This is a genomic window from Micromonospora narathiwatensis, from assembly GCF_900089605.1.
Classification (GTDB): domain Bacteria; phylum Actinomycetota; class Actinomycetes; order Mycobacteriales; family Micromonosporaceae; genus Micromonospora; species Micromonospora narathiwatensis.
In genome coordinates this window covers 5049746-5068566 of sequence record NZ_LT594324.1, presented here as the reverse complement: position 1 = coordinate 5068566, position 18821 = coordinate 5049746, and the positions used below count along the sequence as shown (strand labels likewise).

13 protein-coding genes are annotated in these 18821 nt (G+C 74.5%); 8 read left to right on the top strand and 5 right to left on the bottom strand.

Features of this window, described 5'->3' with window-relative positions; genetic code table 11:
- Positions 1-18: 18 nt before the first annotated feature.
- The 3 genes from GA0070621_RS22130 to eccCa form a co-directional block, all read right to left on the bottom strand.
- A complete protein-coding gene (locus GA0070621_RS22130) occupies positions 19-801 on the bottom strand; it encodes a phosphatase PAP2 family protein (protein ID WP_091199110.1) in 783 nt (260 codons plus the stop codon).
- 39 nt (positions 802-840) lie between these two features.
- A complete protein-coding gene (mycP, locus tag GA0070621_RS22125; RefSeq protein WP_167667155.1) occupies positions 841-2205 on the bottom strand; it encodes a type VII secretion-associated serine protease mycosin in 1365 nt (454 codons plus the stop codon).
- A 69-nt stretch (positions 2206-2274) separates the two neighbouring features.
- Positions 2275-6246, bottom strand: coding sequence for a type VII secretion protein EccCa (gene eccCa / locus GA0070621_RS22120; protein WP_091199107.1), 3972 nt, complete (start codon positions 6244-6246; stop codon positions 2275-2277).
- 103 nt (positions 6247-6349) lie between these two features.
- Here eccCa and eccD point away from each other — a divergent pair, with 103 nt between their 5' ends.
- A complete protein-coding gene (eccD, locus tag GA0070621_RS22115) occupies positions 6350-7753 on the top strand; it encodes a type VII secretion integral membrane protein EccD (protein ID WP_091199105.1) in 1404 nt (467 codons plus the stop codon).
- A gap of 58 nt (positions 7754-7811) precedes the next feature.
- Here the strand turns inward: eccD and GA0070621_RS22110 are convergent, their stop codons facing one another.
- Positions 7812-8312, bottom strand: a complete 501-nt coding sequence (locus GA0070621_RS22110; RefSeq protein WP_091199103.1) for an inorganic diphosphatase — start codon at positions 8310-8312, stop codon at positions 7812-7814.
- A 609-nt stretch (positions 8313-8921) separates the two neighbouring features.
- Between GA0070621_RS22110 and dacB the strand changes: the two genes are divergently transcribed.
- The 4 genes from dacB (at position 8922) to GA0070621_RS22090 (ending at position 14505) form a co-directional block, all read left to right on the top strand.
- Positions 8922-10430, top strand: a complete 1509-nt coding sequence (gene dacB / locus GA0070621_RS22105) for a D-alanyl-D-alanine carboxypeptidase/D-alanyl-D-alanine endopeptidase (RefSeq protein WP_091202725.1) — start codon at positions 8922-8924, stop codon at positions 10428-10430.
- A gap of 79 nt (positions 10431-10509) precedes the next feature.
- The gene (locus GA0070621_RS22100; protein ID WP_091199102.1) at positions 10510-11580 is read left to right on the top strand and encodes a zinc-dependent metalloprotease; all 1071 of its coding nucleotides are present in this window, start codon (positions 10510-10512) and stop codon (positions 11578-11580) included.
- A 29-nt stretch (positions 11581-11609) separates the two neighbouring features.
- Positions 11610-12674, top strand: a complete 1065-nt coding sequence (gene tilS, locus GA0070621_RS22095) for a tRNA lysidine(34) synthetase TilS (protein WP_091199100.1) — start codon at positions 11610-11612, stop codon at positions 12672-12674.
- Positions 12675-12876: 202 nt separating this feature from the next.
- Complete coding sequence (locus GA0070621_RS22090) at positions 12877-14505, top strand: gamma-glutamyltransferase family protein (RefSeq protein ID WP_091202723.1); 1629 nt, start codon at positions 12877-12879, stop codon at positions 14503-14505.
- On the opposite strand, the gene GA0070621_RS22085 is transcribed toward GA0070621_RS22090, so the two are convergent.
- Positions 14506-15465, bottom strand: coding sequence for a GlxA family transcriptional regulator (locus tag GA0070621_RS22085; RefSeq protein WP_091199098.1), 960 nt, complete (start codon positions 15463-15465; stop codon positions 14506-14508).
- Positions 15466-15615: 150 nt separating this feature from the next.
- On the opposite strand from GA0070621_RS22085, the gene GA0070621_RS30120 reads away from it, so the two are divergent.
- The 3 genes from GA0070621_RS30120 (at position 15616) to ftsH (ending at position 18821) form a co-directional block, all read left to right on the top strand.
- Complete coding sequence (locus tag GA0070621_RS30120; RefSeq protein WP_167667153.1) at positions 15616-15753, top strand: hypothetical protein; 138 nt, start codon at positions 15616-15618, stop codon at positions 15751-15753.
- 99 nt (positions 15754-15852) lie between these two features.
- Positions 15853-16428 (top strand): hypoxanthine phosphoribosyltransferase, encoded by a 576-nt coding sequence (gene hpt, locus GA0070621_RS22075; RefSeq protein ID WP_091199095.1) that lies wholly within the window; start codon positions 15853-15855, stop codon positions 16426-16428.
- 386 nt (positions 16429-16814) lie between these two features.
- Positions 16815-18821 carry an ATP-dependent zinc metalloprotease FtsH gene (gene ftsH / locus GA0070621_RS22070; protein WP_091199093.1) on the top strand — a complete coding sequence of 669 codons (2007 nt, stop codon included), beginning with the start codon at positions 16815-16817 and terminating at the stop codon, positions 18819-18821.

Sequence of the window (18821 nt, the reverse complement as noted above, 5' to 3'; positions counted from 1 at the left end):
GACCACCCGGCGGCTCGGCTACCTCGACGTGCCCTCCGGCCCCGGCTCGGCCAGCTCCGGCTCGACGCCCTCCCGGGCGATACGCGCGGGTCGGTGGCCGGTCCGGGTCCGCCAGGCGCGGAAGGCGGCCGTCGTCGCGGCGAGCAGCGCCAGGCCGAGCAGCCACCCGCCGACCACGTCGCTGGTCCAGTGCACGCCCAGCGCGATCCGGCTCACCCCGGTCACCACCGCGACCAGCCCGGCCCCGGTCCAGAGCGCCCAGCGCAGCGGCCGCCGGTCGCGGGTGAACGGCAGGAAGACCAGCAGCATGACCCCGGCGGCCAGGGTGGCGTTCAGCGCGTGCCCGGACGGGAAGGAGAGCCCGGACGCCCGGGCCACCGGGTGGAGCAGTTCCGGCCGGGGCCGGCCCACCAGCAGCTTGAGCGCCACGCCGAGCAGGCCGCCGACGGTCATCGTGGTGACCACCCAGGACGCCAATCCACGAGCCCGGCGGAGAAACAGCCAGGCCGCCACCGCCCCGGTGGCGATCCGCAGCGGGCCGGGCGCGAAGACGTCGGTCCAGAGACTCATCAGCCGTACCCAGGCCGGGTGGTCGAGCGCGTACCGGTGCAGCGCGTCGGCCACCGTGGCGTCCAACCGGAACAGCGGCGGCCAGGTGGCCCGCACCAGCACCGCCAGCAGGGTGAACGGCACCAGCAGGAACGCCGCCGTGGCGGCGAGGGGGAGGCGCAGGCCCAGCGAACGGTCCGGGTCGAGCCGGCGGTCGCCCCGGGACCGTTCGCCCGTGGACGGCCGGTTCATCCGCTGACCACCATCCAGGAGACCGCCCACGACGCCGGGTCAGCGGCCAGCCTGCCGGACCCGGCGGACCAGCAACGCGGCACCGGTGAGCAGGGCGACGAGGAGGGCGAGGCCGGCCCAGAGCCGCTCCGGCGCCGGGTCGGTGGCCTGACCGGCCGGTAGGGCCGACCATCGGGTGGACTGCTTCGGGGTGGTGAGGGTGAACGGGTCGACCCCGGCTCCGGCGGCGTCCGCGGCGACCCGCTCCGAGCCGGGCGCCGGACCGAAGCCCACCACGCCGGGGGAGTCGTTGTCGTCGAGCTGGTTGCGGCCCACCGACGGCACGTCGGCGGTCAGCGCGGCCACCGGATCCACCAACCCGAAGCCGTACCGGTCGTCGCGGCCGGCCGGGCCGAGGTCACGGGCGGTGCTGGTCATCCGGTTGATGACGTCCCCGGCGGACATCCGCGGGTAGCGGGCCCGGATGAGGGCGGCCGTCGCGGAGACCAGCGGAGCCGCGAAGCTGGTCCCCTGCACCCGCCAGTACGCGTTCGGGGGCCGGGCACCGTACAGCGCGGTGGCCGGCGCGGTGAGCACGGTCTCGGGACCGGTGATGGAGCCGGACCAGAGGTTCCGGGTGTCGCGTTCCAGGCCGGCGACGGCGACCACACCCGGCTCACGGGCCGGGTACCAGACCTTGGTGCTGTTCGAGGTGGCCAGGTTGCCGGTGCAGGCCACCACCACGACGTCCCGGGCGAAGGCGTAGTCGAGGGCGGCGGCCAGGGCCGGGCTGTCCCCGCTGCCGCCCAGGGACAGGTTGATCACGCGGGCGCCGTTGTCGACCGCCCAGCGCACCCCTTTGGCGACGATCAGCGCGTCGTTGTAGCGGTTGTCGTCGTCGAGCACCCGGACCGGCAGGATCCGGGCGTCCGGCGCCAGCCCGATCGCCCCCCGGTCGTCGTCCGCGCGCCCGGCGATCAGACCGGCGACCGTGGTGCCGTGCCCCACCGGGTCCGGCCCGTCGGTGCCGTCGGTGGAGACCAGGTCGATACCGGGAAGCACCTGACCGGCCAGGTCCGGGTGGGAACCGTCCACCCCGGAATCGATCACCGCGACCACCACGCCGCGCCCGGTCGACGTACGCCACGCGGTCTTCGCGCGCAGCTCGTCGAGCTGCCACTGCTCGTCGCGGGCCTGGTCCACCCGCGTGGTCGTGTCCACCGGGGCCAGCCAGGCCGGCCGCGCCGTGGCGACCGAACGGGCCGAGGCGACGGGCGCGAGCGGGGCCGCGTACGCGGGCGGGGCCAGCGGAACGGCCACGGTGGCGACGGCGGCCACCACACCGAGCAGCGCGCGACCGGCGGAACGCCGGGTGGCGCGCGCAGCTCCCTGCCGATCCCTGATCACGTACCCCAGCCATTTCATCGCGACCGAAACATGCTGCTCGGAGATTACCGGGTTTCCCAACCGCCACGTCGCAAGTCTCTGAACGGTTCAACCTGCCGGTAGGTGGGCCAGTTGCACCAGGCGTACGCCCTCCCGGCGGGTGACCAGCCGGGCCCGGCCGGGCGGCAGCGGACCCGCCTTGACCTGGCCGACGAGTGGCCCCTCCTCCGGCCCGCCGGACATCACCAGTCCGGGCGTGGAGAGTTCCCGCAGCCGCTGGATGATGGGCTCGTACGAGGTCCGCCCGGCCCCGCCGGAGCGACGGGCGAGCACCAGGTGCAGCCCGACGTCCCGGGCGTGCGGCAGGTGCTCCTCCAGCGTGCGCAGCGGGTTCGTCGGCCCGCCGGCCACCAGGTCGTAGTCGTCCACCAGCACGAACAGCTCCGGCCCGGTCCACCATGACCGGGTGCGCAGCTCCGCCGGCGTGACCTCCGGTCCCGGCAGCCGCCCCTGGAGGTAGCCGGCCGCGGATTCGATCAGCTCGGCGGTGTGCGGCGCGGCCGTGCCGTACCCGATCAGGTGCGGCGTCTCGATCGTGCCCATCAGGCTGCGCCGGTAGTCCACCAGGATCACCCGGGCCTGCTCGGGCGTGAACCGGTTGACGATCGAGGTGGCCAACGCGCGCAGGAACGACGACTTGCCGCACTCGGCGTCGCCGAAGACCACGAAGTTCGGCTCGGTGGCGAAGTCCAGCACCACCGGGCGCAGGTCCGCCTCGGCCACCCCGATCGGGAAGGCCAGTCCGCCGGTCGCGCTCTGGTCCAGTTCGGCGTACGGGAGCACCGGCGGGAGCAGCCGTACCCGGGGCGCCGCCGGGCCGGCCCACGCGCCGGCGACCGCCTTGACCAGCTCGGTGGTCTCGGTGCCCAGCCCGGTGACCCGGGGCTCGGCGGTGAGGAAGTGCAGCCCGCCGGCGGTGATCCCGCGTCCCGGCTGTTCCTCCGGCACGGTCGCCGCGACCGCCCGCTTGACCACCACCGAGTCGGCCGGGTCGCCGAGACGCAGTTCCAGGCGGGAGCCGAAGAGGTCCCGGATCGCCGGCCGGAAGTCCGACCAGCGCAGGGCGGTGGCCACCACGTGTACCCCGTACGCGAGGCCCCGGATGGCCAGCTCGGTGACCAGCGGTTCCAGGTCCTCGTAGTCCTTGCGCAGGGTGTTCCAGCCGTCGATGACCAGGAAAACGTCCCCGAACGGGTCGGTGTCGGGCTGCCCGCCGGCAAGCGCCGCGGCCCGCCGCCGTCGCCAGGCCGCCATCGACTCCACGCCCGCCTCGGCGAAGCGCCGCTCCCGCTCGGCCAGCAGGGTGACGATCTCCCCGACGGTACGGCGTACGGCGGTGTCGTCCGCGCGTCCGCTCACCCCGCCGACGTGCGGCAGGTCGCGCAGCGCGCCGAGCGTCCCGCCGCCGAGGTCCAGGCAGTAGACCTGCGCCTCGGCCGGGGTGTGGGTGAGCGCCAGCGCGCAGATCAGCGTCCGCAGCACCGTGGACCGGCCGCTGCGCGTGGTGCCGACCACGGCCACGTGGCCGGCCGCCCCGTCCAGGGCCAGCCACAACAGGTCCCGGCGCTGCTCGAACGGCTTGTCCACCACGGCCACCGGCACCTGGAGGGCGCCGTGCAGCTCCGGGTTGCCGACGGTGAGCCCGCGTACCGGGTCGGCCCCCACCGGGCCGAGCAGCTCGTCGAGGGCGGGGGCGGAGTCCAGCGGCGGCAGCCACACCTGGTGTGCCGGCGGCCCCTGACCGGCGAGCCGCCCGACCAGCAGGTCGAGCAGGCTCTCCGTGGTCTCCTCCACGGCGGGGAGCGCGACCGGGGCGGCCGGCTCGGGCACCGGCACGAGATGCGTGGAGAAGGTCAGCAGCCGGGCCGGGCCCGCGTCGGCCCCGCCCGCCGGGCCGCCCCGGCGGGGTACCGGGCCGGAGACGTACGCGGCCTTGAACCGGATCAGCGGGTCGGTGCCCGCGCGCAGGTAGCCGTGCCCGGGGGTACGGGGCAGCTCGTACGCGTCCGGCACCCCGAGCACCGTCCGTGACTCCAGGGCGGAGAAGGTCCGCAACCCGATCCGGTACGACAGGTGGGTGTCGAGCCCGCGCAGCCGCCCCTCCTCCAGCCGCTGACTGGCGAGCAGCAGATGTACGCCGAGCGACCGGCCCAACCGGCCGATCTGGACGAACAGGTCGATGAAGTCCGGCTTGGCGGAGAGCAGCTCGGAGAACTCGTCGCAGATCAGCAGCAGCGACGGCAGCGGGGCGAGCGGGGTGCCGGCGGCCCGGGCCCGCTCGTAGTCGCGCAGGCTGGCGAAGTTGCCGGCCCGGCGCAGCAGCTCCTGCCGGCGCATCAGCTCGCCGTTGATCGCGTCGACCATGCGGTCGACCAGGGGCAGCGCGTCGGACAGGTTGGTGATCACCGCGGCGGTGTGCGGCAGCCGCGTGAACGGCGCGAAGGTGGCCCCGCCCTTGAAGTCGACCAGGACGAAGTTGAGCTGCTCCGAGCTGTGCGTGGCGGCCAGGCCCAGCACCAGGGTGCGGAGCAGTTCCGACTTTCCGGAGCCGGTGGCACCGATGAGCAGCCCGTGCGGGCCCATGCCGTCCTGCGCCGACTCTTTGAGGTCCAGCTCGATCGCGCCGCCGTCGGCGCCCACCCCGATCGGCACCCGCAGCCGGTCCCGGGCGGCCCGGTGCGTCCAGCCCTGCTCGGCGGTGAAGCTCTCCGGGGCGCCGATGCCGAGCAGTTCGGGCAGGCCCGGCTCGGCGCCGGGCGGGGCGTCGGGTCCGCGTACCGTGCCGGCGAGTCGCAGCGGGGCGAGCCGGCGGGCGACCGCCTCGGCGTCGGCGAGGTCCAGCCCGTCGGGGGTGCCCACCTCGGCGGGTCCCTCGACCGAGTGCGACCGCAGCCGCCCGTCGGCCAGGTCGAGCAGCAGGGCGTACCGGTCGAGCAGGCGGGGTGGCGGGGTGTCCAGATCGAGCACGGTGACCGCGTCGATGCCGCCGTCGCCGACCAGGTCGGTGGCCCCGGTCAGGTCACCCCCGTCGAGCACCACCACCACGTGCGGGCCGTCCGTGGCCGGGCCGGCCGGGCTGAACCGCGAACGGCTGGCCAGCACCTCGTCGAGGAGCCGTTCCAGTTCGGCGGCGGAGCTGGTGACCAGCCGGACCGGGCCGAGCGCGTCGGTGCGGCCGGGGTGGTGGGCGTGTGGCAGCCACTTGACCCACTCCCAGAGCGGGCGCCGCTCCGGGCCGGCGCAGACCGCGATCAGCAGCTCGTCGGGGGCGTGGAAGACGGCGAGCTGGGTGAGCATGGCCCGGGCCAGCGCCTGCGCGGCCGGCGAGCCGGTGCCGTGTGCGCCGACGGCGCCAGGTCGCGGACCCGGTCCGCGCAGGTGGACCCGGGCGAAGCTGCGCAGCGAGAGCGCCACCGGCAGTTCCGGCACCACCGAGTACGCGTCGAGGAAGCGCCGCAGCGCTCCCGCGGTCATCGGCTCCAGTTCCTCCAGCGGCCGGGTGACCGGCGGGACCAGCGGGGTGGCCAGCGTCTGCGGCCCGACCCCCACCCGGACCACGGCGAAGTCCGGGTCACCCGGCCGGCGCTCCCACACCCGGTGGCTCTCCACCGTCGACCAGAGCCGCCCGGGGTCGGGGTGCCGGTAGTAGAGCCCGGCCCGCTGCGCCCCGGCGGTGTTTCGCACCCGCCGGCGCAGGGTGGCCAGGTGGCGCAGGTACTCCCGGCGGGCGGCCATCATCTCCGACTTCTTCGGGCCCGCGCCGCCCCACGAGGTGACCAGCATCGCCAGCGAGGAGAGCCCGAACATGCCGCCCACCACGTACGAGTAGGCCCCACCGCCCCGGCCGAACATCATCGCCATCGCCACCGTGCCGCCGAGCATGGGCAGCACCATGAGCGCCTGCTGCCAGCGCCCGCCGGTGCCGACGGGGATCTCCGGCGGCGCCTCCACGGGCAGCTCGCCGACCGGGATCTCCGGGGCCGGTCGGCGCGGCGGCCGCTTGATGACGACAGTGGACACTCGCCCTCCCGAATGTGGCTCTCGGTAACCCGAGCCTGGCTCATGGTAGGTAAAGTCCTGTCGTCCGTCAGCCACCGTTCCCGCTCGATATGGAGAGAAATCGATGACGACCGGGCTGGCCCGGGTCACGATCAGCGCCCCGCAACGGCGGGTGGACGTGGCCCTGCCGGAACAGGTTCCCCTGGCCGAGCTGCTGCCCGAGGTGCTGCGGCACGCCGGGGAGGGGCTCGCCGACGACGGCGAACGGCACGGCGGCTGGGTGCTTCGGCGTACCGACGGCGCGGTGCTGGCCACCGCGCAGGCGCTGCTGCCCCAGGGCGTACGCGACGGCGAGGTGCTGCACCTCGTCCCGGCCCGCGCCCAGTGGCCCGAGCTGGAGTACGACGACGTGGTCGAGGCGATCGCCGACGGAGCCCGGCGTCGGGGTGCCGCCTGGTCGCCGGCCGCCACCCGGGGCGCGACCCTGGCCGGGGCGGGTGTGCCACTCATCGTGGGGCTGCTCGCCGTGCTGGCCGCCGGGCCCGGGCACCGCACCGGCTGGCCGGTCGCCGCCGCGGTGGCCCTGCTCCTCGTGCTCGCCGCCACCGTCGCCTCCCGGGCGTACGGGGACGGGCCGGCCGGCGCGACCCTCGGCGGGTACGCCCTGCCGTACGCCGCCGCGGCCGGCGCCCTCGCGGTCGGCTCCGGCGACCCGGTCGGCCCGTTCGGGCCGCTGCCCTGGGTGGGCGCGCCCGAGCTGTTGGCCGGTTCGGTGGCGCTGCTGCTGGTGTCGGTGCTCGGCCTGCTCGGGGTGGCGAGCCGGTCCCGGGTCTTCGTGGCCGGCGCCACCACCGGGGCGGCCGGCGGGCTCGCCGCCCTCGGCGGGCTCCTCCTCGACCCGGCCGGCACCGCCGCGGTGCTGCTCTGCGTGCTGGTCTTCGCGCTCGGCGGGCTGCCGCTGCTGGCCATCCGGCTCGGCAAGGTGCCGCTGCCGCCGATCACCCTGCCGCCCGGCACCCCGGCCGGTGGCCCCGACGGCGTCCGCGACCTGCCCGACCGGGGCCGGGTGCACGCGGCGGTGGCCCGGACCGAGGAGACGCTCACCGGGATGCTGCTCGGGCACGCCCTGCTGGCGGTCACCGCCACGGCGGTGCTGGCCATGACCGGTGGGTGGGCCGGCCGGCTGCTGGCGGCGGTCGGCTGCGCGGTGCTGCTGCTGCGCTCCCGGCTGTTCGTGGCGGTCCGTCACCGGGTGCCCACCGTGACCGCCGGGCTGACCGGGTACGCCCTGCTCGGCGCGGTGCTCGTCGGCCACGCCGGCCCGGGCGGCCGGCTCGTCCTGGCCGTCGGCGGGCTCGCCCTGGCGCTGCTCGCCGTCGCGGCCGGTGCCACGTACGCCCGGCGGCCGGTGTCCCCGTACGTCGGTCGGCTGGCCGACCTGGCCGACACCGCGCTGGTGATCTCCGTGGTGCCGGTGGCCTGTGCGGTGCTGGACCTCTACGACCGGGCCCGCGGGCTGCTCGGCTGAGGATAGGCGCGGGCCCGGGCCGCTCGGTGGAGCGGCCCGGGCCCGTCGACGTCGAAGATCAGTGCTCGCCGCGCTCGGCGGCCTCCCTGGCGCGCTGGTACGACGCCTGGATCTCGGCCTCGGCCTCGGTACGGCCCACCCAGGTCGCGCCCTCGACCGACTTGCCGGGCTCCAGGTCCTTGTACACCTCGAAGAAGTGCTGGATCTCCAGCCGGTCGAACTCGCCCAGGTGGTGGATGTCCCGCAGGTGCTCCTGGCGCGGATCCTCGTAGGGGACGCAGAGGACCTTGTCGTCGCCGCCCTTCTCGTCGGTCATCCGGAACATGCCGATGGTCCGGCAGCGGATCAGGCAGCCCGGGAAGGTCGGCTCGGGGACCAGCACCAGCGCGTCCAGCGGGTCGCCGTCCTCGCCGAGGGTGCCCTCGATGAAGCCGTAGTCGGCCGGGTACTGCGTGGAGGTGAAGAGGGTACGGTCCAGCCGGATCCGGCCGGTCGCGTGGTCCACCTCGTACTTGTTGCGGTGACCCTTCGGGATCTCAACCGTGACGTCGAAATCCATCTTCCACGCTCCCTCGTTTGCCCACGCTGGCTAACGGAAACCAGTGCCGCCGCGCCCGGACGGGGAACTGCCCCCGCCGGCTCCGGCCGCCGCATAGTGTTCGGACCGAAGTAGTGTCACCCAAGGTGCTTTCGAGCGGGGGAGGAGGGGGTCGTGGGGAGGGAAGATTCACACTACCGCCCCGAGAGGGTTGACGGACGTGGAACCGGCGCCTCCGGTGCCAGCGGGCGCGTACCGATTCCTGACGCGCAGTTCCCGCGCGTTCCGGGACGCCCGACCGGGTCCGCCTCCGTCGGCCGCGCCGACCCACAGGCGTACCGCACCGACCCGCAGGAGTACGGCGGCCACCCGCACCGTCCCGGCTCTCGGGAGTACGGCGCCGATCCGCAGGGATACCGTCCCGGCCCTCGGGAGTACGGCGGCGACCCGCAGGGGTACGGCGCCGGTCCCCGGGAGTACGGCGCCGATCCGCAGGGGTACCGCGCCGGTCCCCGGGAGTACGGCGGCGACCCGGTGGGCCGGGCCGACCCCGGGTGGTACGGCCCCGGTCCCGCCGGCCCGAATCCGCCCGCCCCGGTGAGCTGGCCGGCGCACGACGCGCCCGGCGGGATGCCGGTGAGCCCGCCCGTCCCGCCCGTCGGGGCCGCCCCACCCCCGCCCCCGCCACCCCCGCGCCGCCGCCTCCGACTGGTGGCGCTGCTGTCCGCCGTGCTGATCGTCGCCCTGGCCGGCGTCGGGCTGGCCGTGGTCCGCCCCGGCCCGGTCGCCGGCTGGTTGGGTGGGGACGGCACGCCGAAGGCGAGCGGTCAGTCGCCCGAGCCCGACCCGCCGGCCGTGCTCGCCCGCGCCGACGCCAACGCGCCGCTGCCGGCCCCCGAGGGGGTACGTGCCGCGCTCGAACCGCTGGTCCGCGCGGCCGCGCTCGGCGACCGGGTGAACGTGTCGGTGGCCGACGTGGCCACCGGCCAGGAGCTGTACGGCCGCGGGCAGGACGACCCCACCGTCCCCGCGTCGGTGACGAAGCTGGCGACCGGGGTGGCCGTGCTGGCCGCCCGGGGGCCGGCGTACCGGATTCCCACCCGGGCGGTGGCCGGCTCGGCCCCGGGCGAGGTGGTCCTCGTCGGCGCTGGCGACCCGACCCTCGCGGTGGACAAGAACGGCTTCTACCCGGGCGCGGCCCGGCTCGACGACCTGGCCGCCCAGGTACGCAAGGCGCTCGGCGGCACCGCACCGACGAAGGTCACGGTCGACTCGTCCCTGTTCTCCGGCCCGGTGTACGAGCCCGGCTGGGACTCCGACATCCCCACCGGCGGCTTCGGCGCGGCGATCACCGCGCTGACGACCGATGCCGCCCGCGCGGATCCGGCGGGGGCCCGGAAGAACTTCGACGAGGCCCACGGCGCGGCCGAGCGGGTGCCCCAGCCCGACCTGACCGCCGGCCGGCGGTTCGCGAAGCTGCTCGGGCTCTCCGGGGCCGCCGCCGAGGTGAAGCGGGGCACCGCGCCCGCCGACTCCGGCGCCGCGGCCGGGGCGACCGCCGCGCCCGGCACCGAACTGGGCAAGGTCGAGTCGCTGCCGATGATCCGGCTGGTCGACATCATGATCAGTGACAGCGACAACGTCATCGCCGAGTACCTGGCCCGGCAGGTGGCGCTGACCAAGGGCAAGCCGGCCTCGTTCGTCGGGGGCGCGGCCGCCACCGACCAGACGCTCGGCGAGCTGGGCCTGCCGGCCGACGAGATCAGCCTGGCCGACGGCAGCGGGTTGTCCCGGACCAACCGGATCAGCCCGTCCCTGCTCACCGACCTGATCACCCTTGCCGGCAACGGCAGCCACCCGGAGCTGGCGGCGATCTTCGGCGGCCTGCCGGTCGGCGGGTGGTCCGGCACCCTGGACACGCGCTACCAGAAGTCGGCGACGAAGGCCGGAGCCGGCGTGGTCCGGGCCAAGACCGGCACGCTGACCGGAGTCAACGCGATCGCCGGGCTGGTCACCACCGCCGACGGCCGGTTGCTCACCTTTGCCGTGCTCACTGACAGGACGACCGGCAGCCTCGACGACACCCGGGAGGCACTCGACCGGATCAGCTCCGCGCTGGCCGGCTGCGGCTGCCGCTGACCCGTCCCGGCCCGGCGACCACGTCGACCGCCCGCCGCGAGCCGGGGTGGGGGTGTCACGGCGCGGGTACCGTTGGTTCATGGCGCAGTTCGTGGACTGGGATCTGGCCGCCGCCACCGCGGGGGCACTGGGCAAGTCGGGCCCCCGGGTGTCGTACGCAGAGGCCACCGACGTGGTCGGCGAGCTGCGACGGCTGACCGAGGAGGCGGCCGGGCACGTCGCCGACTACACAGGGCTGCGGGCCCAGGTCACCCACCCGCCGGTACGCGTGGTGGACCGCCGGGACTGGGCGGCCGCCAACATCGCCGGGCTGCGCGAGGTGATCACCCCGTTGGTGCACCGCATCTCCGGGGACAAGCCTCCCGGGCCGCTGACCGAGGCGATCGGCTCCCGGCTCACCGGGGTGCAGGCCGGCACGGTGCTGGCGTACCTCTCCGGCCGGGTGCTCGGCCAGTACGAGGTCTTCGCCGGCGACCCTGGCCAACTGCTGCTGGTCGCGCCGAACATCGTCGAGGTGGAGCGGAAGTTGCAGGCCGACCCCCGAGACTTCCGGCTCTGGGTGTGCCTGCACGAGGTGACGCACCGGACCCAGTTCACCGCCGTGCCGTGGATGCGCGCGTACTTCCTGAGCGAGGTGCAGGCGTTCGTGGACGCCGCACAGGGCGGCGAGCACCTGCTGGAGCGGCTGCGGCGCGGCGTCGCCACCCTCTCCGACGCGGTGAAGGACCCGGAGAGCCGGGCCAGCGTGCTGGACATCGTGCAGACCCCGGCGCAGCGGGCCGTGCTCGACCGGCTCACGGCGCTGATGACCCTGCTGGAAGGGCACGCCGAGTTCGTGATGGACGGCGTCGGCCCGCAGGTGATTCCCAGCGTCGAGTCGATCCGGTCGGCGTTCAACCGCCGCCGGGAGGCCGGCAACCCGCTGGAGAAGGCGATCCGCCGACTGCTCGGCGTCGAGGTCAAGATGCGCCAGTACGCGGAGGGCCGCAAGTTCGTGCACGGTGTGGTGGACCGGGTCGGCATGGCGGGCTTCAACAAGATCTTCGCTTCGCCGCTGACCCTGCCCCGGCTGGACGAGCTGGGTGACCCGGACTCCTGGGTGGCCCGGGTGCACGGCGGGCCGGCCCGCACCACCCCGGCCGTCGACTGAGCCCGCGGTCGCGAACGAAGACTGACACCATGGCCGCGCTCGCCCCGCCGGTCGCCGCCGTCCGGGTCGCCGTACGCCGGGCGTTGACCGGGCTGCCCGGGGCGGGGCCGGTGCTGGTGGCCTGCTCCGGCGGCGCCGATTCGCTGGCGCTGGCCGCCGCGACCGCCTTCGTGGCGCCCCGCCTCGGCCGGCGCGCCGGCCTGGTGACCGTCGACCACGGCCTGCAACCGGGTTCGGCCGAGCGGGCCGCGATGGTCGCCGGCTGGGCGCGCGAGCAGGGCCTGGACCCGGTCGAGGCGGTGCCCGTACGGGTCGGTGGGCGGCCCGGTGGCCCGGAGGCGGCCGCCCGGGAGGCCCGCTACGAGGCGCTGGTCGAGGTCGCCCGGCGGCACCACGCCGGTGCGGTGCTGCTCGGTCACACCCGCGACGACCAGGCCGAGACGGTGCTGCTCGCGCTCGCCCGGGGCGCCGGCCCGCGTGGCCTGGCCGGCATGCCGGAGCGCCGCGAGCTGGCCGGGGTGCCGCTGCTGCGCCCGCTGCTCGACGTCGCCCGCGAGGACACCCGCAAGGCGTGCGCCGCGCTCGGCCTGACCCCCTGGGACGACCCGCACAACGCCGACCCGGCGTACGCCCGCTCGCGGGTCCGTGCCGACGCGCTGCCGGCCCTGGTCGCGGCGCTCGGTCCCGGGGTGGTGGACAACCTCGCCCGGACCGCCCGCCAGCTCGCGGCCGACACCGCCGCCCTCGACGCCCTGGCCGCCGCCGCGCTCGCCGGCCCGCCGGTGCCCTTGCCGCAGCCGGTTGACGGGTCCCCTCGGACGGCTTCGGTCGCGGGTGACCGGCCGGGGGCCGTCCGGCCGGTACGGGCGGCTGAGGGTGGGCTCGCGGTCGAGGCGCTGGCCGGGTTGCCGGCGGCGGTACGCACCCGGGTGCTGCACGCCTGGGCCCGGGAGCTGGGCGCGTCGCCGGCCGCCCTGTCGCACCGGCACGTCGCCGCGTTGGACGCCCTGGTCACCGACTGGCACGGGCAGGGCGCCGTGCACCTGCCCGGCGGGCTGCCGGTGGTCCGCCGCGACGGCCGCCTGACCACGTGACCCACTCCAGCTCGCCGAGGTGGCGGTGACCTGGGGTCGGGAATGCCGCCGTTTCGCCGAGGTGGTGACTCGGGCCGCCGGGTCGCCGAGGCGGCGGTGACCTGAGTCGGGGATGGCGCCAGGTCGCCGAGGTGGGGGTGGAGATGCGCGGGCGCGACGCGCGGGGGTCGCCGGGAGCCGCCGAAGGCGGTAGACAGTGTGGGTGGCGTACCCCCGGCAGCCGCTCTTCGCCCCCAACGGTGCCGTCGCGACCAGCCAGCCGCTCGCGGCGGCCGCGGGCCTGGCCGTGCTGCGGCGCGGCGGCAACGCCGTCGACGCCGCGCTGGCCACCGCGATCACCCTGACCGTGGTGCAGCCGCCGTCGAACGACGTCGGCGGCGACCTCTTCGCGATCGTCTGGGACGGCGAGCGGCTGCACGGCCTGAACGCCTCCGGCCGCTCCCCGGCCGCACTGACCAGGGAGGTGGTGCTGACCGCGACCGGCCGGCGGGGCGCGGAGCCGGTGGACGCGTTGGGCGGCGCTCAGGCGGCCGGGCCGGCCATGCCGGCGCGCGGCTGGCTGCCGGTGACCGTGCCGGGCGCCCCGGCGGGCTGGCGGGACCTGCACGACCGGTTCGGCTCGCTGCCCTTCGCCGACCTCTTCGCCGACGCGATCGGCTACGCCGAGCACGGCTACCCGGTCGCCGCCGGCACCGCCGCGACCTGGGCGCGCGGGGTCGCCGCCCACGACGGCCTGACCGGTACGGAGTACGCCGAGTTCCGCCGCGTCTTCACCACGGGCGGCCGGGCGCCGCGTGCGGGCGAGCGGTGGCGCAACCCGGACGCGGCCCGTACGCTGCGCCGGATCGCCGGGAGCGGGGCGGAGGACTTCTACCGGGGTCGGATCGCGGCGGCCATCGACGGGTACGCGGCGCGGACCGGCGGCTTCGTTACCGGGGACGACCTGGCCCGGCACCGTTCCACCTGGGTCGACCCGGTCCGCGTTCCGTACCGGGGCCACGAGGTGTGGGAGCTGCCGCCGAACGGGCAGGGGATCGCGGCGCTGCTGGCCCTGCGGATCCTGGACGGGGTGGACCTGGCCGCGCTGAGCCCGGCGGAGCGGCTGCACTGGCAGATCGAGGCGGTCAAGCTCGGGTTCGCCGACGCGCACGCGTACGTCGCCGACCCGGAGCGGGCGGAGGTGCCGACGGCGGCGCTGCTCGACCCCGGTTACGCGGGCACCCGCCGGGCGCTGGTCACCGGTCGGGCGGGCGATCCGGTGGCCGGTGAGCCGGAACGCGGCGGCACCGTATATCTCTGCACGGCGGACGCCGGCGGCATGATGGTCAGCCTGATCCAGTCCACGTACCTGGCCTTCGGCTCACACGTGGTGCTGCCCGGCCACGGCTTCGCGCTGCAGAACCGGGGCCTCGGCTTCCGCCTCGACCCGGGCCACCCGAACATGGTCGGTCCGGCGAAGCGGCCGTTCCACACCATCATCCCGGGCTTCCTGACCCGGGACGGCGCACCGGTCGGCCCGTTCGGCGTGATGGGTGGGCACATGCAGCCGCAGGGGCACGTGCAGCTCGTCTCCGCGACCGTCGACGCCGGGCGCGACCCGCAGGCCGCCCTGGACACCCCGCGCTGGTACTGGCACGCCGGCCGGACCGTGCTGGTCGAGCCCACACTCGATCCGGACCTGGTCGCCGACCTGCGGTCCCGGGGGCACGAGATCACCGTCGCGGCCGAGCCGTCGGTCTTCGGGTACGGCCAGACGATCTGGCGGTCGCCCTCCGGCGGGTACGCGGTCGGGTCGGAGTCCCGGGTCGACGGCGCGATGCTGGGCTGGTGATCAGGCCTCGGCCCGCTCCCGGAAGGTGGTCCGGTAGGCGTGCGGGGTGGTGCCGACCCGGCGGGTGAAGTGGTGCCGCAGCGCCGCCGCGTCGCCGAAGCCGGCCTGGTCGGCGACGCTCTCCACGGTCAGCCGGGTCTCCTCCAGCAGCCGCCGGGCCAGCAGCACCCGCTGGTTGGTCAGCCAGTCGTGCGGGGTGGTGCCGGTCTCGGCGCGGAACCGGCGGGCGAAGGTACGCGGCGCCATCCCGGCGAGGCCGGCCAACTCGTCCACGGTCACCGTCCGGTCGAGGTGGCCCATCAGCCACTCCAGCACCGGCTCCAGGGTGGGTGCCTCCGGCGCCTTCGGGATCGGCGCCTCGACGTACTGGGACTGGCCGCCGTCGCGATGCGGTGGGACGACCATCCGCCGGGCCAGCCGGGTGGCCGTGGCCGACCCGTGTTCCTGGCGGACCAGGTGCAGGCAGGCGTCGATCCCGGCGGCGGTGCCGGCGCTGGTCAGCAGCCGCCCGTCCTGCACGTAGAGGGAGTTGCACCGGACCCGGGCCGCCGGGAACCGTCGCTGTAACTCGTCGACGTGCCGCCAGTGGGTGGTGCAGTCCCGCCCGTCGAGCAGCCCCGCCTCGCCCACCACGAACGCGCCGGAGCAGACGCTGAGCACCCAGGCGCCCCGGTCGGCGGCCCGGCGCAGCGCCGCCAGGACCGGCTTCGGGACGGCCGCTCCGTCGGCGTGCGCCGGCACCGCCACCAGGTCCGCGTCCTCGACCGGGGTCAGGTCGGCGTGCGGGGTGAGCAGGAAGCCGGAGCGGCTGCGGACCGACCGGCCGTCGACTGTGCAGACGTCGAAGCGGTAGCCGGGGAAGCCGTCGGCCGTGCGGTCGGTGCCGAAGACCTCGGCGAGGACGCCGAGCTCGAATGCGGCGACGTCGTCGAGCGCGATCACGGCCACCGAGCGGAGCATGTGACGAGGGTAACCCGGAGGGTGGCAGGAAATCGAGGGGTGCTGGCATTCCTGCCACTGTCGGGAGGGGATGGCGGGGCGCAAACTGGTCTACATCCGGTGCGCACCGGCGGCGAAACAGACACCAACTACGCGAAAGCGAGCGCCGCCATGACTGCTTTGCTGCTTCTGCTCTTCCTGCTCCTCCTCGCCGTCGCGAGCGCCGTCGGGCTGACCGTGGACACCCGGGACTCCGCCGACTGGCGGCCGACTGACGACGGTCGCCGGTGGTCCTCCCGTACCTGCTGAGATGGCTTGCACCTTCTGCGGCGTATGTCCCCGGCGGGGTCGCCTCCAAAGCGGCGGCCCCGCCGACGGAGCCCGTCCGGCGTACGGCAGGCTAGGAGCATGGCTGACGGCTCCTGGTACGACGCCGACATCGACCACGTGATCATTTCCGAGGCGCAGATCCGCGAGAAGACCGCGGAACTGGCCAAGCAGGTCTCGGCGGACTACGCGCACGTCGAGGACGGGCTGCTGCTCGTCTGCGTGCTCAAGGGCGCGGTCATGTTCATGGCCGACTTCGCCCGCGCGCTGGGTCGCCAGGGCCCGCCCGCCGAACTGGAGTTCATGGCCGTCTCCTCGTACGGCCAGGGCACCACGTCGTCCGGGGTGGTCCGGATCCTCAAGGACCTGGACCGGGACATCGCCGGCCGGCACGTGGTGGTCATCGAGGACATCGTCGACTCCGGGCTGACCCTCTCCTGGCTGCTGCGCTACCTGGAGTCCCGCTCCGCGGCCAGCGTCGAGGTGGTCGCTCTGTTCCGCAAGCCGGACGCGGTCAAGGTGTCGGTCCCGGTCAAGTACGTCGGCTTCGACATCCCGACCGAGTTCGTCGTCGGCTACGGCCTCGACTTCGGCGAGCGGTACCGGGAGTTGCCCTACGTCGGCGTGCTCAAGCCCGAGGTGTACGCCCGGGCCTGAGCTGGCTTCGGCCGCTACAGGGGGGCCGTCAAGCGGACGTACAGCGGGCTCTCAGCCTTCCGGTCTACGGTAGAGGCCGGTGACGTGGAGGCTCCCTCCGCGCCCGGCCCCTCGAACAGCGTGACCGGGCGTTCGGGTGGTCGGGTGAGGAGCTCCCCGCCACGCCGGCTCAAACCCGGGTTCGCCGTACGCGTAAGTGCCGGGCTCGCAAGCTCACATCTGGCTCGAACGGTGTACCGTCGAATGACCGCGGCGCGGCACTTGACGCGCCTCGGGGTCGGGGCCGGCCCGCACGGCGGCTGCGGCGCCGCCCGAGGCGGCGACACCATTTAGACGGTCAGGACGTCGATCAGGAGGATGCGGGCGTCTCGATGCCCGACGACAGTATGGAACGTACGCGTTTCTTCCGCCGACCGGTGGTCTGGATCATCCTGGTCATCCTCGGCGCCGTTGTGCTCAGTCAACTCTTCACGGCTGGTCCCAGCTACCACCGGGTGGACACGTCGGTGGCGCTCGACCAGCTCCACACCGCCAAGATTAATAAGGTCGTCTTCCAGGACAAGGAACAGACGATCCAGCTCGAACTGGCACAGAAGGCCAAGTTCGACAACACCACGACCGACCGGATCGAGGCCCAGTTCCCGTACGCGGCGGGCAACGACGTCTGGAAGCAGGTGCTGGACGCCAAGGCGGCCGACCGGATCACCGGCCCGGCCGACGCCAAGGTGTCCTCGGACAGCATCTGGGTCAGCCTGCTGGTCAACCTGCTCCCCATCGCGCTGCTCGTGCTCCTGCTGCTGTTCTTCATGTCGCAGATGCAGGGCGGCGGCTCCCGGGTGCTCAACTTCGGCAAGTCCAAGGCCAAGATGATCACCAAGGACACGCCGAAGACCACCTTCGCGGACGTGGCCGGGGCGGACGAGGCCGTCGAGGAACTGCACGAGATCAAGGATTTCCTGCAGAACCCGGCGAAATACCAGGCCCTGGGCGCCAAGATCCCGAAGGGTGTGCTGCTCTTCGGCCCGCCCGGCACCGGTAAGACCCTGCTCGCGCGGGCGGTCGCCGGTGAGGCCGGGGTGCCGTTCTACTCCATCTCCGGCTCGGACTTCGTGGAGATGTTCGTCGGTGTCGGCGCAAGCCGGGTCCGCGACCTCTTCGAGCAGGCCAAGTCGAACGCGCCGGCGATCGTCTTCGTCGACGAGATCGACGCGGTCGGCCGACACCGCGGCGCCGGCATGGGCGGCGGCCACGACGAGCGGGAGCAGACGCTCAACCAGCTCCTGGTCGAGATGGACGGCTTCGACACCAAGGGCGGCGTCATCCTGATCGCCGCCACCAATCGGCCGGACATCCTCGACCCGGCGCTGCTGCGCCCGGGCCGCTTCGACCGGCAGATCCCGGTCGACGCCCCCGACATGGAGGGCCGCAAGGCCATCCTGCGGGTGCACGCCAAGGGCAAGCCGTTCACGCCCGACGTCGACCTCGACTCGGTCGCCCGGCGTACCCCCGGCTTCAGCGGTGCCGACCTGGCCAACGTGATCAACGAGGCCGCGCTGCTCACCGCCCGCAAGGACCAGCGGGCGATCACCAACGACTCCCTGGAGGAGTCGATCGACCGGGTGATCGCCGGTCCGCAGCGTCGGACCCGGGTGATGAGCGACCAGGAGAAGAAGATCACCGCGTACCACGAGGGTGGGCACGCGCTGGTCGCCTGGGCGCTGCCACACGCCGCGCCGGTGCACAAGGTGACGATCCTGTCCCGGGGTCGGTCGCTGGGCCACACCCTGGTCCTGCCGACCGAGGACAAGTACACCCAGACCCGGGCCGAGATGGTCGACACCCTGGCGTACGCGCTGGGTGGCCGGGCCGCCGAGGAGCTGGTCTTCCACGAGCCCACCACCGGTGCCGGCAACGACATCGAGAAGGCCACCCAGCTGGCCCGCGCGATGATCACCCAGTACGGCATGAGCTCCAAGCTCGGTGCGATCAAGTACGGCACCAGCGGCGACGAACCGTTCCTCGGCCGCAGCATGGGCCACGAGCGGGACTACTCCGACGTGGTGGCCGCCGAGATCGACGGCGAGATGCGGGCGCTGATCGAACTGGCCCACGACGAGGCCTGGGAGATCCTGGTGGAATACCGGGACGTCCTGGACAACATCGTGCTCGAGCTGATGGAGAAGGAGACCCTCTCCACCGCCGACATGGCCCGGATCTGCGCCCGGGTGGCGAAGCGCCCGCCGATGGCCCCCTACCACGGCTTCGGCAAGCGTCAGCCCTCCACCGAGCCGCCGGTGCTCACGCCCGCCGAGAAGGAGGCCCTGAAGGCGCAGGCCCAGGCCGACGGTGCCTCGGTCGGCGGTTCGGCCAACAACTCGGACGGTACGCACTGA